Consider the following 20797-nt stretch of genomic DNA (forward strand, 5'->3'; position numbering starts at 1 on the left):
ACCTTCCCTCGCATGGTCCCGCCGGGCCCCTCTCCCCATCCCGGAAGAGGGCACGCGCGACCGAGTATCTGACTGAGTATCCCGGATCTGATCCCCGCTTCGCCGGGGGACGGAACACCACGCTGGATCAGGGCGCCCGGGACCAGCGGACCCGGACTGTCACGCTTCCAGATTCCTCGGGGAAAGCGGCTGTTTCCGACCCCTCAAGTGAACCACCGCTGTCGTCAAGGTGAACTTCTCCCGGCGCGGGAGAGAGCATCTGCTCTCAGCTCTGCAACAGCCGGGGGCCACCCGCATAACCTGGGGTTATGGACGTGAACGCGGCGGTCGCCGCAGTGGCAGCGATGGCCGGTCTCTGCACCGGTGTCATCGCCATGCTGGCGTTCCGTCTCAGCGAACGTGAACGGACCGGACCGCTGCGGGACACCCCGGCCCCCGTGCACGGGCTGCCCTCCGGCGTGGACACCGTGCTCTCCGTGCTCCGGTCCTCCGCCGTGGTGCTCGACGAACGCGACGGGGTGGTGAAGGCCAGCTCCGCGGCCTACGCCCTGGGCGTGGTGCGCGGCGGCCGGCTCGCGGTCGAGCCGATGCTCCAGATGGCCCGGGAAACCCGCCGGGACGGCGAGATACGGCAGCTGGAGCTGGACCTGCCACGACGGGGCAAGGGCCGCTCCGACGCGCTCGCGGTCTCCGCCCGCTCCGCCCCCCTCAGCTCCCGGCTGGTGCTGCTGCTCGTCGAGGACCTGACCGAGGCCCGGCGCATCGAAGCCGTCCGCCGGGACTTCGTCGCCAACGTGAGCCATGAACTCAAGACGCCCGCCGGTGCGCTCTCGCTGCTCTCCGAGGCGGTGCTCGACGCCGCCGACGACCCGGAGGCGGTGACGCGCTTCGCCGGGCGGATGCAGACCGAAGCCACCCGGCTCACCAATCTGGTGCAGGAGCTCATCGACCTGTCCCGCGTGCAGGACAACGACCCGCTGACCAACGCGGAGCTGGTGCCGGTCGACGAGCTGGTCGGTGAGGCCATGGACCGCTGCCGTCAGCAGGCGGTGGCCAAGGAGATCACCATGGCCTCCGGCGGAACCGAGGGCCTGGCGGTCTGGGGCAACCGCGGTCAGCTGGCCGCCGCGCTCGGCAACCTGGTCGAGAACGCCGTGAACTACAGTCCGGCGCACACCCGGGTCGCCATCGCCGCGACCAGGCTGCCTGCCGGTGACGGGCGCCGCAGCGGGGAGCAGATCGAGATTTCCGTGACGGACCAGGGCATCGGAATCTCGGGGAGCGACCGGGAGCGGATCTTCGAACGCTTCTACCGTGTCGATCCGGCTCGCTCCCGGGCCACCGGCGGCACCGGGCTCGGCCTGGCCATCGTCAAGCACGTGACCGCCTCGCACGGCGGGGAGGTCCACGTCTGGAGCGCCGAGGGCGAAGGCTCCACCTTTACTCTGCGGCTGCCGGAACCCGGCAGTGCGCGGGAGCGTCACCGGATCGCCCGGGCAGGACGGGGCGGACTGAGCGGCGCGCTGCATGACCCGGCCGAATTCCCGGACGGCCCCGTCGACGAGGACGAGGCCGGCACCGAGGACGCGCTCCGCGTCAACGGTGCGGACCGAGGACCGGGTACCCGTACCGACACATCAGCCGGGGAGGTCCACCCGTGACCAGAGTGCTCGTCGTCGAGGACGAGGAGTCGTTCAGCGACGCCTTGTCATACATGCTCCGCAAGGAGGGCTTCGAGGTCGCCATCGCCGCGACCGGGCCGGAGGGGCTGGACGAGTTCGAGCGCAACGGCGCCGATCTGGTTCTGCTGGATCTGATGCTGCCGGGGCTGCCCGGTACGGAGGTCTGCCGCCAGCTCCGCGGCCGCTCGAACGTCCCGGTCATCATGGTGACCGCGAAGGACAGCGAGATCGACAAGGTCGTCGGCCTGGAAATAGGCGCCGACGACTACGTGACCAAGCCGTTCTCCTCGCGCGAACTGGTGGCCCGTATTCGCGCCGTGCTGCGCCGCCGCGGGGAAACCGAGGAGGAGAGCCCGACGGCCCTGGAGGCCGGGCCGGTCCGGATGGACGTGGACCGCCACGTGGTCACCGTCTCCGGCCGGAAGGTCGACCTGCCGCTGAAGGAGTTCGATCTGCTGGCCATGCTGCTGCGGAACGCCGGCCGGGTGCTGACCCGCATGCAGCTGATCGACCGGGTCTGGGGGGCCGACTATGTCGGTGACACCAAGACGCTCGACGTGCACGTCAAGCGGCTGCGGGCGAAGGTCGAGCCCGACCCGGGAGCACCGCGGTACCTGGTGACGGTACGCGGGCTGGGCTACAAGTTCGAGCCGTGACGGGCGCCGGGCCGGGGGTGCCGGCCGAGGCCGGTCGCGCGCACCGCGGCACCGGCGGGTCCGTCCAGCGGGTGCCGGCGCCGTCCTGCGGGCGGCGCCGGCACCCGTGAGACGGCTGCTCAGTCCCGGCCGGCCTCGTCGTCCTCGTCCTCGGCTTCGTCGTCCGGGGCGTCCGGGTCCTCGAGCTGGTCCTCCTCGGGGTCCTCCTCGACCTCCTCCGCCGGCTCGGCCGCCTCCTCCTCGGGATCGGGCGCCGGGGCGGGGCTCGGTCCCCAGCCCTCGTTGTAGGCGAAGTCACCCGTCACCGGGACGACCCGGGGGTGCATCTCCGCGCTGCCGCTGGTGCTGAGGTCGAAGACCATGCGGGGGGCGGCACCGAGGGAGAGCTCGGCCGCCCGGGGGTCCTCGAAGACGGCGGCGGCGTTGCCGTCCCCGCCGAGAGCGACCCAGCCGCCCGAAGGCACGACGATCTCGGACTCACCCTCTGCGGGTGTCAGGTCGGCCTGGGCTCCGGAGTCGGCGACGGCGATGCCCTCGAGAGTCTGGTCCTCGTCGCCGTTGTTGAAGATGCGGGCGATGACCGAGGCGGGGCCGTCCTGGTCCTCGCTCAGGAGGACGGTGACGTTCTGGATCCGGATGCTGTCCGTCTCGGCCCACGCGTGGTTCGGGTTGACCTGGTCGGTCCCGGCGTCGAACCCGGCACCGCAGGCAGTCAACGGAAGAATCGAGAAGGCGATGGTCGCGGCGAGGACACCGCGTCGAAGGCTGCTGCTCACGGCGGCGGCATCTCCTAGGGCGAGCTTCGGCGGGCGGGCTGGGCGGCCCGTCCGGACGGCAAGGTGATCTGTCGGCGGGCTCAGCGTACCGACCCCGTCCGGGCGGGGCGCACCCGACCCACCTGCACGTCCCCGGGGTAATCCGGGGCCTGGAATTGATCAATGTCCAGGGCCCGTTCCGGTGATCAATTCCGAGTCGCTCGTCCGGTCGGGTGATGCGATTCTGTAAACCCTGACAAAACGGACAGAGTACTGACATGGAGTGAGCTGATTCCGTCCCTCTCCGCCGGAATGCGGCGCGCCGTCAACGCGGCTCTCACCTGCGGATACCTGCTCGACCACCCTCGGCAAAGCATGCATCGGGCGGGATTGTCAAGCCCTGAGATATGGTCTGACCTGCGAAAACACCATTCAGAAGGGGGCAAACCCGTGTTACTCTGGATAGCCACGGAAGGGGTACCTGTCACATGACGTTCAAGGTTGGCGACACCGTGGTCTATCCCCATCACGGGGCCGCGCTGATCGAGGCTATCGAAACTCGTCAGATCAAAGGCGTGGACAAGCTCTACCTCGTACTGAAGGTTGCCCAGGGTGACCTCGAAGTACGCGTGCCGGCGGAGAACGCCGAGCTCGTGGGTGTGCGCGACGTGGTTGGTAGGGACGGACTCGACCGGGTCTTCGAGGTGCTGCGGGCACCGTACGCCGAAGAACCGACGAACTGGTCCCGTCGTTACAAGGCGAATCTTGAGAAGCTGGCGTCCGGTGACGTCATCAAGGTTGCCGAGGTCGTGCGCGACCTGTGGCGTCGGGAGCGCGAGCGGGGCCTGTCCGCCGGCGAGAAGCGCATGCTCGCCAAGGCGCGGCAGATCCTGGTCAGCGAACTCGCGCTGGCGGAGAGCACCAACGAAGACAAGGCCGAGACTCTGCTCGACGAGGTCCTCGCGTCCTGACCGGTACCTGAGCAGCTCAGCGCCCCTCGCGGGGCCGCTGGTCGTTCGCCCTGTGACCGGTTCACATCGTGCTGCAGCGCCCGAAGGCATTCCCGTGCCGGACGGGCGCTGCGGCGCGTCGCCACCGGCATGCTGCACGCAGCAATGCCCGATCGTTCGCCGTCCTCCCCTGATGGGGTGCCGGACGGGTGAACCGAGGCGACCGGTGGTCTCGTCACGGAAGGGCCGATCGTCTCTCGTGCCCGGCACGCTCAGGCCATACCCATCCCTCCCCCGGAAACAAACCTGCACCCGGTAGCAATGTCAGATCAGTCACTGAACGGCCCCATCCCCTCCTCCGTCAACTCCCTTTCCGGCGCCGCCACCCGCACCGCGGCCGTGCTCCCCGCCGCAGGCCGCGGCGTGCGGCTCGGCCCCGGCAGCCCGAAGGCGCTGCGTCAGCTCAACGGCACACCCATGCTCGTGCACGCCGTCCGGGCCCTCGCCCGTGCCCGTGCGGTCTCCCTGGTGGTCGTGGTCGCACCGCCCGGCGGTGCCGCGGAGGTCCGGGCGCTGCTCGACGAGCACCCGCTTCCCGAAACGGTCGGCAGCACCGTCGAGGTCCTCGTCGTTCCCGGAGGCGAGACCCGGCAGGACTCCGTGCGCCGCGGGCTCGACGCCCTGCCCGCTGATGTCGGCGTGGTGCTGGTGCACGACGCGGCCCGCCCCCTTGTACCGGTCGACACGGTGGACGCGGTGGCCGCAGCGGTCCGGGCCGGGGCACCCGCCGTGGTGCCCGCGCTCCCCGTCACCGACACGGTCAAGCAGGTCTCGGCGGACGCCGGCCGCGAGCGCGGCACCCCCGAGCCGGTCGTCGCCACCCCCGACCGCTCCCTGCTGCGCGCCGTCCAGACCCCGCAGGGCTTCGACCGCGCCACTCTGGTCAAAGCCCATCAGCGCTTCCGGAGCCCGGGTGAGGGCGCCACCGACGACGCCGGCCTGGTGGAGAGGCTCGGAGTGCCGGTGGTGCTGATCCCGGGCCACGAGGAAGCCTTCAAGGTCACCCGCCCACTGGACCTCGTGCTGGCCGAGGCCGTACTCGCCCGCAGGAGGGTCAACGATGGCTTCTGACGACCGGGCCGCCGCACCGCCGATGCCGCTGGTGGGAATCGGTACCGATGTGCACGCCTTCGCGCCCGGCCGCGCGCTCTGGTGTGCCGGCCTGCACTGGCCGGACGCCGACCACGGGCTCGCCGGGCACTCCGACGGGGACGTGGCAGCCCACGCGGCCTGTGATGCCCTCTTCTCGGCCGCCGGAGCGGGCGATCTCGGGGCGCACTTCGGGACCGGCCGTCCGCAGTGGGCCGGTGCCTCCGGCGTGACCCTGCTGGCCGAGGCGGCCCGGATCGTGCGGGCCGAGGGCTTCGCCATCGGCAACGTGGCGATCCAGGTGATCGGCATCCGGCCCAAGATCGGCAAGCGCCGGGCGGAGGCCCAGCGGGCACTCTCCGGAGCGGTCGGGGCGCCCGTCTCGGTGTCCGGCACCACCACCGACGGACTCGGACTGACCGGTCGGGGCGAAGGGCTGGCCGCGATCGCCACGGCCCTCCTCGTGCCGCGCGGCTGAGGTCCGTCCCTTTCCGGCTCGGTGACGCTAGCGTGGAAACGAGCGACCCCCAGCAGCGTGCACCTTCTCGGAGAAAGGTCCCACCGTGGCAGCCACCCTTTCCGACAGCGTGAAGAACCTCCTGGACAGCCGGGTCTTCGCCATGATCGCCACCATCCAGGCGGACGGCCGGCCCCAGGTCTCCCCGGTCTGGATCAAGCGGGACGGCGACGACCTGCTGGTCTCCACCGCAGAGGGACGTCAGAAGACCGTCAACATGCAACGCGACCCGCGGGTTTCCGTGGTCGTCCAGCCCGCCGAGTCCCCGTACGAGTACGCCGAGATCCGTGGGACGGCCGAGCTCACCACCGAAGGCGGACAGGAGCTGATCGACGAACTGTCCCTGAAGTACGCGGGCAAGAAGTACGCGGATTTCAACCCGTCGGCCGGCTCCGACGGCGCCCGGGTCGTCGTCCGCATCAGGCCCGAGCGGGTCACCGGGATGGGCATGGCCTGACCGGGCAGCCCAAGGGCCCCCGCGCGCAGGGGTGACGCGTCCGCTCCGCAGCGCTTCCGGCTCCGGAAGGCACGGGGCGGCGCGTTGACCTACTACGCTTGACGCGTGACTCTTCGCCTGTACGACACCAGCGCCCGGCAGACCCGTGACTTCGTTCCGCTGCGCCCCGGCTGTGTGTCGCTGTACCTGTGCGGCCCTACGGTGCAGGCCGTGCCGCACATCGGGCACGTCCGGTCGGTGGTGAACTTCGACGTGCTGTGCCGCTGGCTGGCCTACCGGGGCTACGAGGTGACCTACGTCCGCAATGTCACCGACATCGACGACAAGATCATCACCAAGGGTGCTGAGCAGGGCCGGCCCTGGTGGGCGATCGGGTACGAGAACGAGCGGGCCTTCAACGACGCCTACGAGGCGCTCGGCTGCCTGCGCCCCACCTACGAGCCCCGGGCGACCGGCCATGTGCCGGAGATGACCGCGATGATGCACGAGCTCATCGAGCGGGGGCACGCCTACGCGGCCGAGGGCAACGTCTACTTCGACGTACGCTCCCACCCCGGCTACCTGGAGCTGTCCCGCCAGGACCTGGACCACCTGCTGCAGCCCGCGGGCGACGGGGAGAGCGGCAAGCGCGACCCGCGCGACTTCGCCCTGTGGAAGGCGGCCAAGTCCGGCGAGCCGTCCTGGGACACCCCGTGGGGGCCCGGCCGGCCGGGGTGGCACCTCGAGTGCTCCGCGATGGCGCACAAGTACCTGGGCCGGGCCTTCGACATCCACGGCGGCGGACTCGACCTGGTCTTCCCGCACCACGAGAACGAGATCGCCCAGTCGCGGGCCTTCGGCGACGACTTCGCCGCCTACTGGATGCACAACGCCTGGGTCACCCTCAGCGGCGAGAAGATGAGCAAGTCGCTGGGCAACTCGGTGCTGGTCACCGAGATGGCCAAGCGCTGGCGCCCGCTCGTCCTCCGGTACTACCTGGGCACCCCGCACTACCGCTCGATGATCGAGTACAGCGAGGAGGCGATGGCCGAGGCCGACGCCGCCTTCGGCCGGATCGAGGGCTTCCTCCAGCGTGCGGCGGAGAGCTGCGGACCGGTGGCACCGGCCGACGGAGTGCCGGACGATTTCGCCGCGGCGATGGACGAGGACCTGGGGGTGCCGCAGGCGCTGGCCGCCGTGCACACCAGCGTCCGCCAGGGCAACACCGCTCTCGCCGCCGGTGACAAGGAGTCGGTGGCGGCCCTGGCCGGCCAGGTGCGGGCGATGCTCTCCGTCCTCGGGATGGACCCCCTCGACGAGCGCTGGACGGCCGGCCCGGGACAGCAGCGCGACGAGTGGCACGGCGTGGTGGACTCGCTCGTCCGGCTCGTGCTCGCGCAGCGTCAGGCCGCCCGGGAACGCAAGGACTACGGAACCGCCGACGCCATCCGGGACGAGCTCCAGGCCACCGGGCTGGTCATCGAGGACACCCCGCAGGGCCCCCGGTGGGAGCTCCGCTGACCGGCCCGGCCCTCACAACTACAGATCACCGAGCGAGCGGATACCCCCTGGGGCCCGGCGCGGCCCGCCCTCGTGGCGGAGAGCGCCGCAGCTTCCCCGCCGCTCGCCACGCACCGCTCAGAGAAACCAGGTAAGTCATGGCAGGGAACAGCCAGCGCCGGAATCGCCGCACGTCCAACAAGAAGGGTGCGCAGATCGGCAGCGGTGGCAAGCGCCGCCGCGGTCTGGAGGGCAAGGGCCCGACACCGCCGGCCGAGATGCGCCCCGGGCACGCCAAGCAGCGCGCCGCGCAGGCCAAGGCACGCAAGGCGGTCGGCCGTCCGGCGCCGCGCCGCGGCGGGGCCCGGTCCACGTCCGAACTGGTCGTCGGCCGCAACTCGGTCGTCGAGGCACTGCGGGAAGGCGTGCCGGCCAACGCCCTGTACGTCCAGCAGTTCATCGACAGCGACGAGCGGGTCAAGGAGGCTCTGCAGATCGCCGGTGAGCGCGGCGGTATCCGCCTCGTCGAAGGTCCCCGTCCCGAACTGGACCGGATGACCAACGGGCTGAACCACCAGGGCCTGGTGCTCCAGATCCCGCCGTACGACTACGCGCACCCGGAGGACCTCCCGGCCGCCGCCTTCGACCAGGGCGAGCAGCCGCTGATCGTCGCCCTGGACGGCGTGACGGACCCGCGCAACCTCGGTGCCGTCATCCGGTCCGTCGCGGCTTTCGGCGGCCACGGCGTGGTCGTCCCGGAGCGCCGCGCGGCCGGCATCACCGCCTCCGCGTGGAAGACCTCCGCGGGCGCCGCGGCCCGTACCCCGGTCGCCCGGGCCACCAACCTGACCCGTGCCCTGGAGGCTTACCGGAAGGCCGGACTGCAGATCGTCGGGCTGGCCGCGGACGGTGAGGCCGAGCTCCATGAAGTGGGAGTGCTGGACGGGCCGGTCGTGATCGTCGTCGGCAGTGAGGGCAAGGGTCTCTCCCGGCTGGTCAGCGAGAAGTGCGATGTGCGTGCCCGGATTCCGATGCCCGGCGGCTCCGAGTCGCTGAACGCGGGGGTCGCGGCGGGCGTGGTGCTGTACGAGGCATCCAGGCGTCGCGCGTAGCCGATTCGTTATCCGGCGGAGCGCAACGATTCGGGGGGTTCGTGACTCTTACAGAGGAACGGCCCACTACCCCTGGGGAGATCGCGGATGCGCTCCGTGCAGATACGCAGGACTCTCGCCGCGGTACTCGCGGCAGGTCTGCTGCTGACCGCTTGCGGCTCGAGCAGCGACGGAGCGGAATCGGCTCCGGTCGCCAGCGAGAGATCCGCGGAGCCGGCCGTTGACGAGACCGAGCCCGAGGAGGAGCCGGACGACGAGGAGGAACCGGAGGAGGAGCCGGCCGAGGAGATCGTCCTCCAGGCCGGCGACGACTCCGAGCAGGTCCGGGAGTTGCAGGCCCGGCTCGGCCAGGTGAACCACTTCGCCGCCAAGCCGACCGGCTACTACGGGGAGGTCACCACCGGGGCGGTGGCGGCCTACCAGGAGTCGGAGGGCGAGCTGGAGGTGTCCGGCATCGTCTACGCCTCCACCTGGGAGCTGCTCAAGTCCCGTACCAGCACGCCCACCCAGGACCAGCTGCACCCCAAGCAGCAGGTCATGGGCTACGGCGACGACTCCGAGCAGGTCCGGGAGCTGCAGGCCCGGCTCGGCCAGCTGGATCACTTCGGTGACAACCCCACGGGCTACTACGGCAACGTCACCAAGTCCGCGGTGGAGCGTTACCAGCGGGCGGCCGGTCTCGAGGTCTCCGGGACGGTGTACGACGACACCTGGACGAAGCTCAAGGGTGCGACCCGCACGCCGACACGGGACGAGAAGTTCGTGCCGGTCGAGGTGCCCGAAGTGGAGAAGGCCACGCCCGAGGGCCTGGACAAGCGCTGCATGACCGGGCGGGCGCTGTGCATCTCCAAGAGCACCAACACGCTGTCCTGGGTGATCGACGGCACAGTGCAGTCCACCATGGACGTGCGCTTCGGCACCGAGGAGTATCCGACCCGGGAGGGTCAGTTCTCGGTGTACTGGAAGTCCCGGGACCATCACTCGACGATCTACGACTCGCCGATGCCGTTCGCGCTGTTCTTCGACGGCGGCCAAGCCGTGCACTACTCGGAGAACTTCGCGGCCAACGGCTACAGCGGTGGCTCCTACGGCTGCGTCAACGTCCGGGACCGGGCGGCGATCGAAAACCTCTTCGACGCGGTCCGCGAGGGTGACAAGGTCGTCGTCCACTGGTGATCCCGGTCCGACCCGGCCGTCGGTGACGGCTGTCCGGTGCCGCTCCTTCGCTGGAAGGGGCGGCACCGCTCGTTGTTGTCCCGTGCCCTGCCGCCCTGCCGCCCGACACGGTTCCGAAGGCCTGCCGGCGGGCCCGCCCGGGCGGATTGACGGGTCGCGGACAGATTTGTCGGGGAGAGGCAGTGTCCTCCGCCGCCGTCACTCGGTTAGAGGAGTGTGGACACACGAACACCCCGCGCCACCCCTGGAGGGACCCCGCGTGGATTCTCCGATGACGAGACGGTGCTCAGTACGGTAAAGGTGCCCTGCGATCCCGCTCAGGTCATCGTCAACCACGTCAGCTTCCGCGTGCAGTTCGCCACCCCGCCCCCGGTGAGCCGCCTCGTCATGGAGCGGACCCCGCTCCGTACCCCCACCGCGGTGCTGCCGCGCGTCCCGGCCATGGCGGGCGGCGCCGCGCCCCCGGCCGTGGTGCCGCGGCGCCGAAGGCCGGTGGTGTGGAGCGGCCGGGCCGCCCCCGGGGACGCCGCGGCGACGGCGCTGCTGCGGGCCGTGCAGGCCGCGGCCCTGCCCGCCGATGACCCGGACGCCACCACTACACAGCTGCTGCCGCGGGGCGGGGCGGCCCTCGCCGTACCGGCCGGCGGGGCGCGGCGGGAGCCGGAGTCCTCGGAGACGACCCAGGTGCTCCGCGTGCCGGGAGGCGCAGGGCTGCTCCCGCCCGCTCCTGCCTCCGGTGGCGGCCTGGCCGGTCCCGGTGTCCACCGCGGCGATCACCCGGACCATGGCCTCCACGACGACCACGACGACTGGCCCGGCACGGAGGACGACACCCGCGAGGACCTGGAAACCGGATATGACGACGGGCGGGCGGAGGAGGTCCGCCGGCCGGACGGCCGGCACGCCTACTACCCCGGCCGCGGGCTGAACCTCGGCATCGTCCTGCTGCCGCTGCGCATCCTGCTGGGCACCATGTCCCTCTACGCCGGCATGGGCAAGCTGACCGACCCCGTCTACTTCGACGGCGGCGAGCGCGGCTCGATGGTCACCTGGCTCTCCTCGCTCGAGCCGTGGGCCCCGGCTGCCCCGCTGCACGACTGGGCGCTCTCCCATCCGGTCGGCGCAGGCCTGACCGTCGCCTTCGTCCAGATCATCGTCGGCGTCCTGACGATCTGCGGACTGTGGCAGCGCTTCGGCGCGGCTCTCGGCGCGCTGCTGTCCCTGGCTCTGCTGATGACGGTGAGCGGGCAGGGACCGGCGTACGACATGCCGGACCTCATCCTGCTGGCCGCGTGGAGCCCGCTCATCATCGCCGGAGCCCCCGCGTACTCGCTGGACGCCCGGCTGGCGAGCGAGGCGTGGCGCACTCTCGGCCCGAGGGCCCCACTGGCCGGTCTGCGCCGCCGGGTTCTGCGCCGCGGCCTGGTGCTGGCGACGGTGCTGGTGGGCCTGGCCCTGCTGATCGGATCCGTGCTGGGCGGCGCGGTGCGGTCCGCCTACTACCCCAGCAGCACCCGCCCCGGCGAGCTGCCGCGCAACAGCCTGCCCGGCGAACTGCTGCCCGACAGCGCCGACGAGGAAGCCGACGAGGCGACGGCCCCCACCGTGGGTCCGGACGGTGAGGACGCTCCTGCGGAGGAGACCGCGGCACCTTCCGCGGAGGAGCGTGGTGCGGCGGAGGGGCGGGAGTCCGCCGGGGCGACGGAGGGTCCGACGGAGCGTGCGCCCGAGCCCGAGCAGACCGTGCAGGTCCCGCAGCAGCAGCCCGCACTCCCACCGGAGCGCTCGGCGCCCCCCGCTCCGCCCCCTCCGGGCACCGGAGGCGGCAGTCCGGGTGGAGCGGCAGGGGGCGAGGAGTCCGCGACCGTCGACGACGGTCCGGCAGAGGACGGAAGCGGGGGTGACAGCGGCAGCCGTAACCCGATCGGGGGGCTGCTGGGTTAGGCGGGGTACTCGGAGCGTGAGACGTGTCGGGCACCCGCCGGCCCCGCCGGGCGCCCCGCCCGACAGCACCGCGGCCCACGCGAGAACGCGTGGGCCGCGGTGCTGTCCGCTGTGCCGTGCTGCCCGGTGGTCCGGCCGCTGCTTTCCCGCGGCTGCCATTCGCGGCGCCGGTTCCGGGTCAGTCCTTCGGGTGGGTGTCCAGCTCCTTGGCGGCCTCGGTCAGGTCCTTGACGGTGTCGATCGCGCGCCAGAAGGCCCCTTGCGGCAACGGGAAGCCGGCCAGGCGCCGTTCCCGGGCGAGCCGGGGGAATGTGGTGCGCTCGTGGTCTCCGCGAGGCGGCAGAAGCTCGGTGAACTCCGGCGTGAAGACGTAGATCCCGGCGTTGATCAGATACGGCGAGGGGGGTGCCTCGATGAAGTCCAGGACCTGCCCGAACTCGTTGGTCTCGACGGCTCCCCAGGGAATCCGGGGACGGGCCAGCGCGATCGTGGCGGTGGCGTCCCGTTCGGCATGGAAGTCGGCCATCTCGCGCAGTGAGAAGCGGGTCCAGATGTCCCCGTTGGTGGCGAACCACGCTTCCTCGGGGCGGGGCAGCGCGGCGGCGGCGAACTTCAGTCCGCCGCCCCGGCCGAGAGGCTCCGTCTCCACCACGGTCCGCACGCGCAGCGGCAGTTCCGCTGCGGCGAGCCAGTCCTGCAGGACTTCGGCGAGGTGGCCGCAGGAGATCACGGCATCCGTGACGCCCTCCGAGGCCAGCCAGGCCAGCTGGTGGCCGATGATCGGCGTCCCGGTGCCGGGGATTTCGACCATCGGCTTGGGCCGGTCGTCGGTGTACGGGCGGAGGCGGGAACCCTGGCCGCCGGCCAGAACCACGGCCTGCGTGGGCTGCGGGACATCAGTCATGTCCGCAGCGTACGTGGGTCAGGGGGACTCGGCGACGCCGGTTGCGAACGAGGTGTCACACACCGGGCGAGCGTGTTCCTGGGCCCGCTCCGCACTGCCGTACTTCGCCACCGTTGCCCGGCCCAGCGATCGGGCGATCTCCGGGCAGTGGTCGGCGAGCGACGGATCGTGGTGCATGGCCACCTGAAGCGAACTCAGGGCCGCGTCCGGGCCGTCCGTGTGGAGCTCGGCGACCAGTTCGTCGTGCAGCACCTCTTCGGGGGCCCGCTGCGCGGCCTGCTCGTCGTGCAGCCGCTCGGCGGTGGCCACCACCTGAGTGCCGGAAGGTGGTGCGGCCCACGGAACCTGGGCGACGGCAAGTGTCCCGGACAGCACCAGGACCACAGGGATGACGAGGGCGAAGCTTCTGCCGATGCGCTGGACTGCCTGATTCACTGGGTGTTCCTCGCGGGATGGTGATCTGGATGGGCTGGACGCCAGCACGATCGTAGCGAAGAGTAGTGGTGGAGAGACTCCTGGTCACTCGCACGAGCGACAGTGAACGGCGTTTCTGTGTCGTGGTGTTGACGGAGGGGGGTCGAAAACGCCCAGCAGGGGGAGATCGGTTCCGGTCCTGTTGACGAGCGTGGGGGCGTGGGTGCCGCCACCGGCACCGGCCCCGAAGCACATGGCGGCGGGCCGCGCTCCGTCGTCCGGGGACGAGGGGGCGCGGCCCGCCGAGTCGTGCGCTGAGGGCGGTTGCCGAGAGGTCAGCCGCTGAGACGCTCACCGCTGCTGGCGGCGAACACGTGCACCTCACCCGGGCGCGGGACCACGTGCAGCGTGGCGCCCTTCTCCGGGATCTGGCGGCCACCCACGCGGATGACCAGGTCCTTCGTCTCGCCGTCCACATCGGAGGTGCCGTAGACGTAGCCGTCCGCACCGAGCTCCTCGACGACGTTGACCTGGACGGGGAGGCCCGCCGCGTCGGTCGGGTCGTCCTTGGCCAGGCTCGGGGCGCCGGTGGTCTCCACGATGTCGAAGTGCTCGGGGCGGCAGCCGACCACCACGTGGGTGTCGCCCTTGCCCTGCGCCTCGGTGAGGGCGGAGCGCTCGATCGGGACGACGCTGTTGCCGAACTTCACACCGCCGTCGGTGATCGGTGCCTCGATGAGGTTCATCGCCGGGGAGCCGATGAAGCCCGCGACGAAGAGGTTCGCCGGCCTGTCGTACATGTTCCGCGGGGAGTCGACCTGCTGCAGCAGGCCGTCCTTCAGCACCGCCACCCGGTCGCCCATGGTCATGGCCTCGACCTGGTCGTGGGTGACGTACACGGTGGTGACGCCCAGGCGCCGCTGGAGCCCGGCGATCTGGGTACGGGTCTGGACGCGGAGCTTGGCGTCGAGGTTCGACAGCGGCTCGTCCATGAGGAAGACCTGGGGCTCACGGACGATGGCGCGGCCCATCGCGACACGCTGCCGCTGACCACCGGAGAGCGCCTTCGGCTTCCGGTCCAGGTACTCGGTGAGGTCCAGGATCTTCGCGGCTTCCTCGACCTTGGCGCGGATGTCGGTCTTGTTGATGCCGGCGATCTTGAGCGCGAAGCCCATGTTCTGCGCGACGGTCATGTGCGGGTACAGCGCGTAGTTCTGGAACACCATCGCGATGTCCCGGTCCTTGGGAGGCAGGTGAGTGACATCCCGGTCACCGATGCGGATCGCACCGCCGTTGACGTCCTCCAGGCCCGCGAGCATCCGCAGGGAGGTGGACTTTCCGCAGCCGGAGGGGCCGACGAGGACGAGGAATTCGCCGTCCTCGATCGCGATCTCGAGCTGGTCGACGGCGGGCTTCTCCGAGCCCGGATAGATCCGGGTCGCCTTGTCGAACGTGACGGAAGCCATGCTGCTGCACTCCTTCTACCGGCAGGAACGTGCCGGACGATCCGAGTAGGAAGGTGGAAGGTCCACAGGTGTGGACGCTCCGTGAACCTAACCCGAAAGCCGTGCTCCTGTCATCAGCCCGCAACAGGGGAAACTGTGCGTGACCGGTGGGTTTCACGGAGGCGACGAGCCGCCGACCCCCGTGAGCCCGCACCGGAGACCTTCCGCTGCGCCGCGCCCGGGGGCCTCGTGCCGGTATGCCCGCTTGCGGAAGGGCGGCAGGTAGGTGCCAGAGGAGCGGTCACCCCTCCGGGCCGTTGCAGAAAGCTGCCCTCATGTACGCTGGTTCGGGCCTTCTGGCCGCGCGGGCGCACCGTGCGGCAACGGGGCTTCGCCGCCTTAGCTCAGCCTGGTCAGAGCAGCTGTCTTGTAAACAGCAGGTCGTCGGTTCGAATCCGACAGGCGGCTCTCAGGAATACCCTCCATGGGGTACCCGTCATCCACGAATGTGCTCGGTTACAGCTTCATCACAGTGCGTTGATGCTGCCGCGTAGGCTGCCACCGTTGCGCCACCGTGCGCCCATGACGAACCGATACTGCGCCGCCGTGCTCACTACCGGCGCGCTGCTGGTCATGGTGGCAGCCTGCTCCGGCGGGAGCACCCCCCAGGACACGGGCTTGCACGTCACCCGGGCCGACTTCGGCGACGAATGGCCCTTCACGGTCGACGTGGGCCTCCTCAGTTGTGAGGAAGTACCCGGCAGCCTGGCGGTCCTGTTCACCCACGACGGCATCACCTACAGCGTCAACGGGCCCGCCACCATGTGGGCCGCGGAGAACGGCTGGGCCGACAAGAGGCCCATTTGGTCCGACAGTCCCGAAGACGGAGTGACCAAGATTCCCACCGTCGCCCTCGACCGGTACGCCGAACAGCACTGCGCGTAGCTCCGGTGCTTTCGCTGTCCCTGCCTGAGGGCCGCTTGGTGTGTCTCCTCGTCTCAACGTCGGCTGAGGTCACAACGACGGATCCGGCACATGGTCGCCTCCCAGGAAAGCCGTGCTGGTCGTGACGAACCGGTCCGCGTCGTCGAGCCATGGGAAGTGTCCGGCCCTCGGCTGTACGACCAGCTCGGCGTGCGGAAACAGTTCAGCGAACTCAGCCACCGCGCGAGGAGGAGCTGCCGGATCGGCATCTCCTGCGATCAGCAGGACTGGGGACGCGAACTGTGCGAGTGCTGCCCGAGTGGCGCCCGGGTCGAAGGCGCCATCGGCGGTGAAGGCCGTCGCGGCCTCCGTATTCTTCTGCTTGTCCCCATCGGCCCGGTGGGCTCGGGCCGCCTCGTCCCAGCGGCCGTAGTGAAACGGTGCGATTGCCCGCCAGGAGTCTGGCGTTGCCTTTCCCGCGACGATCGCTTCCAGGGCCGCGAACGCGGCGGGGAACCAGGGTTTGCCCCGGCGGGACCTCGCGGTATCGAGCCGGTCGTCACCGCTGATGGTCAGGCCGACAGCCATGACACTCGGCGTGATCAGCGCGAGCCTGCTGACGCGTTCGGGATGGCGGCTCGTGTACAGCGCTGCCAGACTCGCGCCTGCTGAATGCCCGAGCAGGTTCATCCGGTCGAGGCCGAGGTGCTCACGCAGGGCTTCCACGTCGTCGACGAGCCGGTCGCAGCGGAAGGTGCCGGGGTCCTCCGGCTGTGCAGACTGCCCGGTGCCCCGAAGATCCAGCGTGATCAACTGATGTTGCGCGGACAGCCCGCCGAGGTCGCCGAGATAGGCGGCCGCGCGCATCGGCCCTCCGGGCAGACAGACCACGGACGGGCCGTCCCCGGCCAGGTGGTAGGCGAGCTTGGTTCCGTCGTACGACGTGAAGAATTCCATGCGGCCCAGTCTGGCTGAACGACAGGCGTCCGCCGGGCGTTCAGCCACCGCCCTGAGCGCCGCCGACAGGCGGTTGTCCCTCCGTGCTCCGCTCTGGCTCCGGCGTACGGGTCACAGGCCGGGGGCGCCCCAGACCGGGAACCAGCGCGTGAGGTCGCTCTCGATGCGGAGGTCGTCCGAGAGCGTGGCCCTGATCTGCAGTTCCAGCGCGTTGTCACGCTTCTCCTGCCGGCCGGGAAGGGGCGCGAAGGGGTAGAAGGTGCCGCGCTTGTACAGGTAGACGAGCGCCAGGGGCTGGGACTCCGCGCCCCGGAAGGTCATCAGGGAGCACAGCAGCTGCGGGCCGAATCCCGCGTCCTTGAGGGTGCTGTTGATGGCGTGCAGGTCAGTGACCAGCGCGGCCGGGTCCTCCTCGGGGCGGCGGCAGAGCAGCCAGGTGTAGCCGTACTTGTCCTTGCTGAACTCGACCTCGACGAGTGCCTCGACCTCCTGCCGCAGCCGGGTGAAGGCGCCGCCCTCGACGCTGGCGAAGCAGACCGAGCCCAGGCCGGCGGGGGTGAACTCGGTGGCCGCCTGCAGGGTCACTGCGGCGGAGGGCAGCGCGAAGAGCTGGTCGAGGTCGGGGCGGACCGGCTTCGAGCGGCCGAAGATGGCGGACAGGATGCCCATGGGGGCGGACTCCTTCTCAGGACGGCGGACCGGGCCGGGAGCCGGCCGGGACGGAGCAGCGGAGGGACGGAAGGCGTGGTGCCGGGGGAGGACGGGCGTGGTCGGCCGGGAGGAGGGGCCGGCGCGGCGCTGGGTCGGGCGGGTCAGGGGCGGCCGAGCTCGGCGCTGATGCGGCCCAGCTGGTCCAGCCGTCGCTCCAGCGGGGGGTGGGAGGAGAGCACGCTCTCGATGCTGTGGCGGCTCGAGAAGGCGGGGGCGAAGAAGAAGGCGTTGAACGGCTCGGCGCGGCGCAGATCCCGGGTGGGGATCCGGGCCATCTCCCCGCTGATCTTCGTGAGTGCGGAGGCGAGCGCGGCGGGGCGCCCGGTCAGGAGGGCGGCGGCCCGGTCCGCGGACAGTTCGCGGTAGCGGGACAGCAGCCGGGTCAGGAGGAAGCTGATCACGTAGACGGCCGCGCTGATGAGGGGGATGAGCAGGAGCAGCGCTCCGTTGTTGCCGCGGCCCCCGCGGGCGAGTCCGCTCCACAGGGCGAAGCGGGTGATGGTGCCGGCCAGCACGCCGAGGAACGAGGCGATGGTCATCACGGCGACATCCCGGTGGGCGACGTGGGACAGCTCATGGGCGAGTACGCCCTCCAGCTCCTCGCGTTCCACCCGGCGCATCAGGCCGGTGGTCACACAGACCAGGGAGTTGCGCTTGTTCCGTCCGGTGGCGAAGGCATTGGGCACGTCGCTGTCCGCGATGGCGACCCGCGGCTTCTCCATGTCGGCCAGGGCGCACAGCCGGTCCACCGCGCCGTGCAGCTCGGGTGCCTGCTGCGGAGTCACCTCGCGCGCGCCCAGCGAGTACGCGGCGATCTTGTCGCTGAACCAGAACTGGGCGACAAAAAGACCGCCGGCGAAGAGCAGGACGAGAAGCCAGGCGTCCGGCATCAGAGCCATCAGTGCACCGACGAAGACCACGTACAGCAGCCCGATGAGGAACATGGTGGTCACCATGCGGCCGGTCAGGCCCCGGTCCGGGGCGAAGCGTGTCCTCTGTGCCATGACGCCTCCGTTCGGTCGTGCAGGCGGTGTGCCCACCGCACTTCCGGAGGGTACGCGGGTGGCGTCCCCGGTGCGCGGGGGTGTCATCGAGGCGCGGGTACCCCCGCCGCCCGGTGCATGCACTGCGTGTGCGGGGGGATACGACAGGTGACCGGAGTCCGTTCCGGCCCTGCCGGGAGACCTTGCGGAGGCGGCGGGAACACACGTTTTGATGGTCGGCTGTCACCTGTCCGCAGGGTCTTCGAGGGGTCCGCTGTCTACGGTCGGAACGGTGAGGGCCGGAATCTCGGCAGAAGGAGACGGTGATGGTGACAGGCAAGAAGGCGCGGCGGCAGCGGATGCCCCGGGCGGTGGCGCTGCTGGGAGCGGTCGCGCTCGGACTGGGAACACTGGGCTGCGGACCCGGCGACGACAGCGCCCGGGACGACGCCGCAGAGGAGACCGCCGAGGGCGGGACGACCGGGCCGGCGGAGGACACCGGGTCGCAGGGCCCGGAGGAGGAGGCCGAGGCCGAGGCCGGTGGGCCGGGCGAGGAGGGCGAACCCTCCGGGGAGCCACCGGGGCCCGCTGATCCGGGGGAGGGGGCGGGGAACGAGCCCGGCGAGGTGACGCCGACCGGTGCTCCGAAGCCGTCGCTGTCCGCCCGGCCCGCCGAGCCGGACGCTCCCCACGTGCTGAACTTCTACGGTGAGGAGAACACCGAAGGCTCTGCCGAGCGCAGCCCGCGGACCCTGGTGCTCTCGGAGTTCACCACGATCAGCGACCTCACCTGGGAGCGCTGGGACACGAAGCGGGCGGTGGGGACCGGGGCGGTCAGCGGGACCTGGTGCCTCCCTGAGTGCCTCGATGATCCGCTGCCCGCCTCCGTGGTCCTCTCCGACCCCGAGTCCGTGCGGGGCAAGGTCTTCTACACGGCATTTCTCCTGGAGCCGGAGAAGGAGGCGGACGCGGCGCAGTACGAGGGGGTGGAGGATCTGAACGCCAGGCGGCCACTGGCCACCCCGTGAGCCGTTCGCCGTGTGCGGTGGGCCCGTCGCCGCCGGCCCGGCCCGGTTGCCGGGTGCCTTGCTGACGGGGGCGGACGCTCCGGACGGCGGTGCGGAGGCAGTGCTCGCCTGCTGTACCCGGCCGGCATCGGGGGCGCGCCCGGACCGGGGCTGTCAGTGCCCGGCGGAAGGATGGGCGGATGACACCACGCCGTACTCCGTCCCGCGGAATCCGCCCGGATCAGGTCGCCCCGGTCCGGCTTCCCGACGTCTCGCTCCCGCCGCTGCGCGCGCACGACGGATCCGGGCTCGAGCCGGAGGGTGATTACGACGGGGTGGAGTTCGCGGGTCTCGACCTGGCCGGCGCTGAGGCAGCCGGGGCGACGTTCCTGGACTGCGCGTTTCGCGGATGCGTCTGGGACGACGCCCGGCTCGGCCGGGCCCGGATCCTGGACAGCGTGCTGGAGGACGTGCGGGGCGCGGGAGCGGCACTGGGCGACGCCACCCTGCGGGATGTGGTGCTCGGCGAGGTCCGCTTCGGCGGGCTCCAGCTGCACGGTGCGCATCTGCGCCGGGTGCTGTGGCGCGGCGGAAAGATCGACTACCTCAATCTGCGTGGCGCGCGGCTGACGGATGTGGCCTTCCGTGGCTGTGTGCTCGTTGAGCCGGACTTCGGCGGGGCGGAGCTGGAGCGGGTGTCCTTCGAGGGCTGCGAGCTGCGCGGGGCCGACTTCACCCGGGCGACGCTGCGGGACGTGGACCTGCGCGGCACTTCCGGGCTGGAGATCGCCCGCGGGGTGGACCGGCTGGCGGGTGCGGTGATCACCCCCGCCCAGTTGCTGGATCTGGCACCCGCGTTCGCCGCGCACGTGGGGGTGCGGGTGGTCTCCCGGTCCGCGGAGGTCTCCTGACCGTGGTGCCCGCGAGTCCGCCCGCTTCCCGAAGCCCGCCCGGTGCCCGCGAGCCCGCCCGCTTCCCGAAGCCCGCCCGGTGCCCGCGAAGTGAGGTGCCGCGGAGGTGTCAGACCCGGGGGAAGCGGGACTGGAGCTGCCACAGCGCCGGGTTGTCACCCAGCCCTTCGTGTATGTCCGTCAGGTCCGCGAGCAGGTCGTGCAGGAAGTCGCGGGCCTCCCGGCGCAGCTCGGAGTGCGGAAAGGTGAGCGGGGGTTCAGCGTCCCGCTGCCAGTCGGCGGCGATGTCCACGTGGCCGAAGCGGCGGGTGAACCGCAGGCGATCGGTGGATTCGGTGAAGTCCAGCTCGGCGTGCTGGGGGCGTGCGGCCCGGCTGCCGAGCGGATCCCGGTCGAGCTGTTCGGCGATGTCGCACAGGGCCCAGGCGAAGTCCAGTACCGGGACCCAGCTCCACCGGGTGGCCAGCTCCCGGTCGGCCCGGGTGTCGGCGAGGTACACGTCCCCGCAGAACAGGTCGTGCCGCAGCGCCCGCACATCAGCGGCGCGGTAGTCCGTCTGCGGGGGGTCGGGGAAGCGGGAGGAGAGGGCGTAGCCGATGTCGAGCACGGACCCGATGGTGGCACGTGGGGCAGCCACCGCTCTCCCCGGCGTCGCTCCCGTGGC

Annotated in this window: 21 protein-coding genes and 1 tRNA gene; 14 read left to right on the top strand and 8 right to left on the bottom strand. The window is 71.1% G+C overall.

Annotated elements, in window-relative coordinates; translation table 11 throughout:
• Positions 1 to 308: 308 nt before the first annotated feature.
• Both PJ985_RS10575 and PJ985_RS10580 read left to right on the top strand, forming a co-directional pair.
• Entirely contained in the window at positions 309 to 1661 is a 1353-nt protein-coding gene (locus PJ985_RS10575) for a sensor histidine kinase (protein WP_271683394.1), read from the top strand.
• The gene (locus PJ985_RS10580; protein WP_271683395.1) at positions 1658 to 2338 is read left to right on the top strand and encodes a response regulator transcription factor; all 681 of its coding nucleotides are present in this window, start codon (positions 1658 to 1660) and stop codon (positions 2336 to 2338) included. The genes PJ985_RS10575 and PJ985_RS10580 overlap by 4 nt, the downstream gene beginning before the upstream one ends.
• Before the next feature lie 119 nt (positions 2339 to 2457).
• On the opposite strand, the gene PJ985_RS10585 is transcribed toward PJ985_RS10580, so the two are convergent.
• Entirely contained in the window at positions 2458 to 3114 is a 657-nt protein-coding gene (locus PJ985_RS10585; protein WP_271683396.1) for a DUF461 domain-containing protein, read from the bottom strand.
• A gap of 467 nt (positions 3115 to 3581) precedes the next feature.
• On the opposite strand from PJ985_RS10585, the gene PJ985_RS10590 reads away from it, so the two are divergent.
• The 8 genes from PJ985_RS10590 to PJ985_RS10625 all read left to right on the top strand — a co-directional run bounded on the left by PJ985_RS10590 (position 3582) and on the right by PJ985_RS10625 (position 11877).
• Positions 3582 to 4064 carry a CarD family transcriptional regulator gene (locus PJ985_RS10590; protein WP_271683397.1) on the top strand — a complete coding sequence of 161 codons (483 nt, stop codon included), beginning with the start codon at positions 3582 to 3584 and terminating at the stop codon, positions 4062 to 4064.
• A gap of 300 nt (positions 4065 to 4364) precedes the next feature.
• Entirely contained in the window at positions 4365 to 5174 is an 810-nt protein-coding gene (ispD, locus tag PJ985_RS10595) for a 2-C-methyl-D-erythritol 4-phosphate cytidylyltransferase (protein ID WP_271683398.1), read from the top strand.
• Entirely contained in the window at positions 5164 to 5670 is a 507-nt protein-coding gene (ispF, locus tag PJ985_RS10600; protein WP_271683399.1) for a 2-C-methyl-D-erythritol 2,4-cyclodiphosphate synthase, read from the top strand. Before ispD ends, ispF begins: the two co-directional genes overlap by 11 nt.
• Positions 5671 to 5755: 85 nt before the next feature.
• The gene (locus PJ985_RS10605; protein ID WP_271683400.1) at positions 5756 to 6166 is read left to right on the top strand and encodes a PPOX class F420-dependent oxidoreductase; all 411 of its coding nucleotides are present in this window, start codon (positions 5756 to 5758) and stop codon (positions 6164 to 6166) included.
• A gap of 105 nt (positions 6167 to 6271) precedes the next feature.
• Entirely contained in the window at positions 6272 to 7666 is a 1395-nt protein-coding gene (cysS, locus tag PJ985_RS10610) for a cysteine--tRNA ligase (RefSeq protein ID WP_271683401.1), read from the top strand.
• A gap of 137 nt (positions 7667 to 7803) precedes the next feature.
• Positions 7804 to 8757 (top strand): 23S rRNA (guanosine(2251)-2'-O)-methyltransferase RlmB, encoded by a 954-nt coding sequence (gene rlmB, locus PJ985_RS10615; RefSeq protein ID WP_271683402.1) that lies wholly within the window; start codon positions 7804 to 7806, stop codon positions 8755 to 8757.
• A gap of 87 nt (positions 8758 to 8844) precedes the next feature.
• Positions 8845 to 9933, top strand: a complete 1089-nt coding sequence (locus PJ985_RS10620) for a L,D-transpeptidase family protein (protein WP_271683403.1) — start codon at positions 8845 to 8847, stop codon at positions 9931 to 9933.
• Positions 9934 to 10215: 282 nt separating this feature from the next.
• Positions 10216 to 11877, top strand: a complete 1662-nt coding sequence (locus tag PJ985_RS10625) for a DoxX family protein (RefSeq protein ID WP_271683404.1) — start codon at positions 10216 to 10218, stop codon at positions 11875 to 11877.
• Positions 11878 to 12055: 178 nt separating this feature from the next.
• Here PJ985_RS10625 and PJ985_RS10630 read toward each other — a convergent pair whose 3' ends face one another.
• From PJ985_RS10630 to PJ985_RS10640, 3 genes are all read right to left on the bottom strand, one after another.
• The gene (locus PJ985_RS10630) at positions 12056 to 12781 is read right to left on the bottom strand and encodes a nucleotidyltransferase family protein (RefSeq protein ID WP_271683405.1); all 726 of its coding nucleotides are present in this window, start codon (positions 12779 to 12781) and stop codon (positions 12056 to 12058) included.
• An 18-nt stretch (positions 12782 to 12799) separates the two neighbouring features.
• Positions 12800 to 13216: a hypothetical protein gene (locus PJ985_RS10635; RefSeq protein WP_271683406.1), complete on the bottom strand. Its 417-nt coding sequence runs from the start codon at positions 13214 to 13216 to the stop codon at positions 12800 to 12802.
• A 314-nt stretch (positions 13217 to 13530) separates the two neighbouring features.
• Complete coding sequence (locus tag PJ985_RS10640) at positions 13531 to 14661, bottom strand: ABC transporter ATP-binding protein (protein WP_271683407.1); 1131 nt, start codon at positions 14659 to 14661, stop codon at positions 13531 to 13533.
• Between the two features lie 372 nt (positions 14662 to 15033).
• On the opposite strand from PJ985_RS10640, the gene PJ985_RS10645 reads away from it, so the two are divergent.
• A tRNA-Thr gene (locus tag PJ985_RS10645) sits at positions 15034 to 15108 on the top strand.
• Positions 15109 to 15222: 114 nt separating this feature from the next.
• Entirely contained in the window at positions 15223 to 15585 is a 363-nt protein-coding gene (locus tag PJ985_RS10650) for a DUF2511 domain-containing protein (protein WP_271683408.1), read from the top strand.
• 69 nt (positions 15586 to 15654) lie between these two features.
• On the opposite strand, the gene PJ985_RS10655 is transcribed toward PJ985_RS10650, so the two are convergent.
• The 3 genes from PJ985_RS10655 to htpX all read right to left on the bottom strand — a co-directional run bounded on the left by PJ985_RS10655 (position 15655) and on the right by htpX (position 18236).
• Positions 15655 to 16521 (bottom strand): alpha/beta fold hydrolase, encoded by an 867-nt coding sequence (locus tag PJ985_RS10655; protein WP_271683547.1) that lies wholly within the window; start codon positions 16519 to 16521, stop codon positions 15655 to 15657.
• Between the two features lie 111 nt (positions 16522 to 16632).
• Entirely contained in the window at positions 16633 to 17190 is a 558-nt protein-coding gene (gene pspAB, locus PJ985_RS10660) for a PspA-associated protein PspAB (protein ID WP_271683409.1), read from the bottom strand.
• Between the two features lie 143 nt (positions 17191 to 17333).
• The gene (gene htpX / locus PJ985_RS10665; protein WP_271683410.1) at positions 17334 to 18236 is read right to left on the bottom strand and encodes a zinc metalloprotease HtpX; all 903 of its coding nucleotides are present in this window, start codon (positions 18234 to 18236) and stop codon (positions 17334 to 17336) included.
• Positions 18237 to 18541: 305 nt separating this feature from the next.
• Between htpX and PJ985_RS10670 the strand changes: the two genes are divergently transcribed.
• On the top strand, positions 18542 to 19243 hold the full coding sequence (locus tag PJ985_RS10670; protein WP_271683411.1) for a hypothetical protein: 702 nt from the start codon (positions 18542 to 18544) through the stop codon (positions 19241 to 19243).
• A 179-nt stretch (positions 19244 to 19422) separates the two neighbouring features.
• Positions 19423 to 20133, top strand: coding sequence for a pentapeptide repeat-containing protein (locus PJ985_RS10675; protein ID WP_271683412.1), 711 nt, complete (start codon positions 19423 to 19425; stop codon positions 20131 to 20133).
• A gap of 109 nt (positions 20134 to 20242) precedes the next feature.
• On the opposite strand, the gene PJ985_RS10680 is transcribed toward PJ985_RS10675, so the two are convergent.
• Entirely contained in the window at positions 20243 to 20740 is a 498-nt protein-coding gene (locus PJ985_RS10680; protein ID WP_271683548.1) for a hypothetical protein, read from the bottom strand.
• Positions 20741 to 20797: the final 57 nt, after the last annotated feature.

Origin of the sequence: Streptomyces sp. ACA25 (assembly GCF_028200735.1) — a bacterium.
Lineage (GTDB): Bacteria > Actinomycetota > Actinomycetes > Streptomycetales > Streptomycetaceae > Streptomyces.

Excerpts from the sequence above, each read along its gene's own strand:
- ispF (WP_271683399.1), top strand. The coding sequence starts at position 5,164 with ATGGCTTCTGACGACCGGGCCGCCGCACCGCCGATGCCGCTGGTGGGA.
- PJ985_RS10640 (WP_271683407.1), bottom strand. The coding sequence starts at position 14,661 with ATGGCTTCCGTCACGTTCGACAAGGCGACCCGGATCTATCCGGGCTCG.
- rlmB (WP_271683402.1), top strand. The coding sequence starts at position 7,804 with ATGGCAGGGAACAGCCAGCGCCGGAATCGCCGCACGTCCAACAAGAAG.
- PJ985_RS10675 (WP_271683412.1), top strand. The coding sequence starts at position 19,423 with ATGACACCACGCCGTACTCCGTCCCGCGGAATCCGCCCGGATCAGGTC.
- PJ985_RS10655 (WP_271683547.1), bottom strand. The coding sequence starts at position 16,521 with ATGGAATTCTTCACGTCGTACGACGGAACCAAGCTCGCCTACCACCTG.
- PJ985_RS10620 (WP_271683403.1), top strand. The coding sequence starts at position 8,845 with ATGCGCTCCGTGCAGATACGCAGGACTCTCGCCGCGGTACTCGCGGCA.
- PJ985_RS10575 (WP_271683394.1), top strand. The coding sequence starts at position 309 with ATGGACGTGAACGCGGCGGTCGCCGCAGTGGCAGCGATGGCCGGTCTC.
- PJ985_RS10650 (WP_271683408.1), top strand. The coding sequence starts at position 15,223 with ATGACGAACCGATACTGCGCCGCCGTGCTCACTACCGGCGCGCTGCTG.
- htpX (WP_271683410.1), bottom strand. The coding sequence starts at position 18,236 with ATGGCACAGAGGACACGCTTCGCCCCGGACCGGGGCCTGACCGGCCGC.
- pspAB (WP_271683409.1), bottom strand. The coding sequence starts at position 17,190 with ATGGGCATCCTGTCCGCCATCTTCGGCCGCTCGAAGCCGGTCCGCCCC.
- ispD (WP_271683398.1), top strand. The coding sequence starts at position 4,365 with ATGTCAGATCAGTCACTGAACGGCCCCATCCCCTCCTCCGTCAACTCC.
- PJ985_RS10630 (WP_271683405.1), bottom strand. The coding sequence starts at position 12,781 with ATGACTGATGTCCCGCAGCCCACGCAGGCCGTGGTTCTGGCCGGCGGC.
- PJ985_RS10590 (WP_271683397.1), top strand. The coding sequence starts at position 3,582 with ATGACGTTCAAGGTTGGCGACACCGTGGTCTATCCCCATCACGGGGCC.
- PJ985_RS10670 (WP_271683411.1), top strand. The coding sequence starts at position 18,542 with ATGGTGACAGGCAAGAAGGCGCGGCGGCAGCGGATGCCCCGGGCGGTG.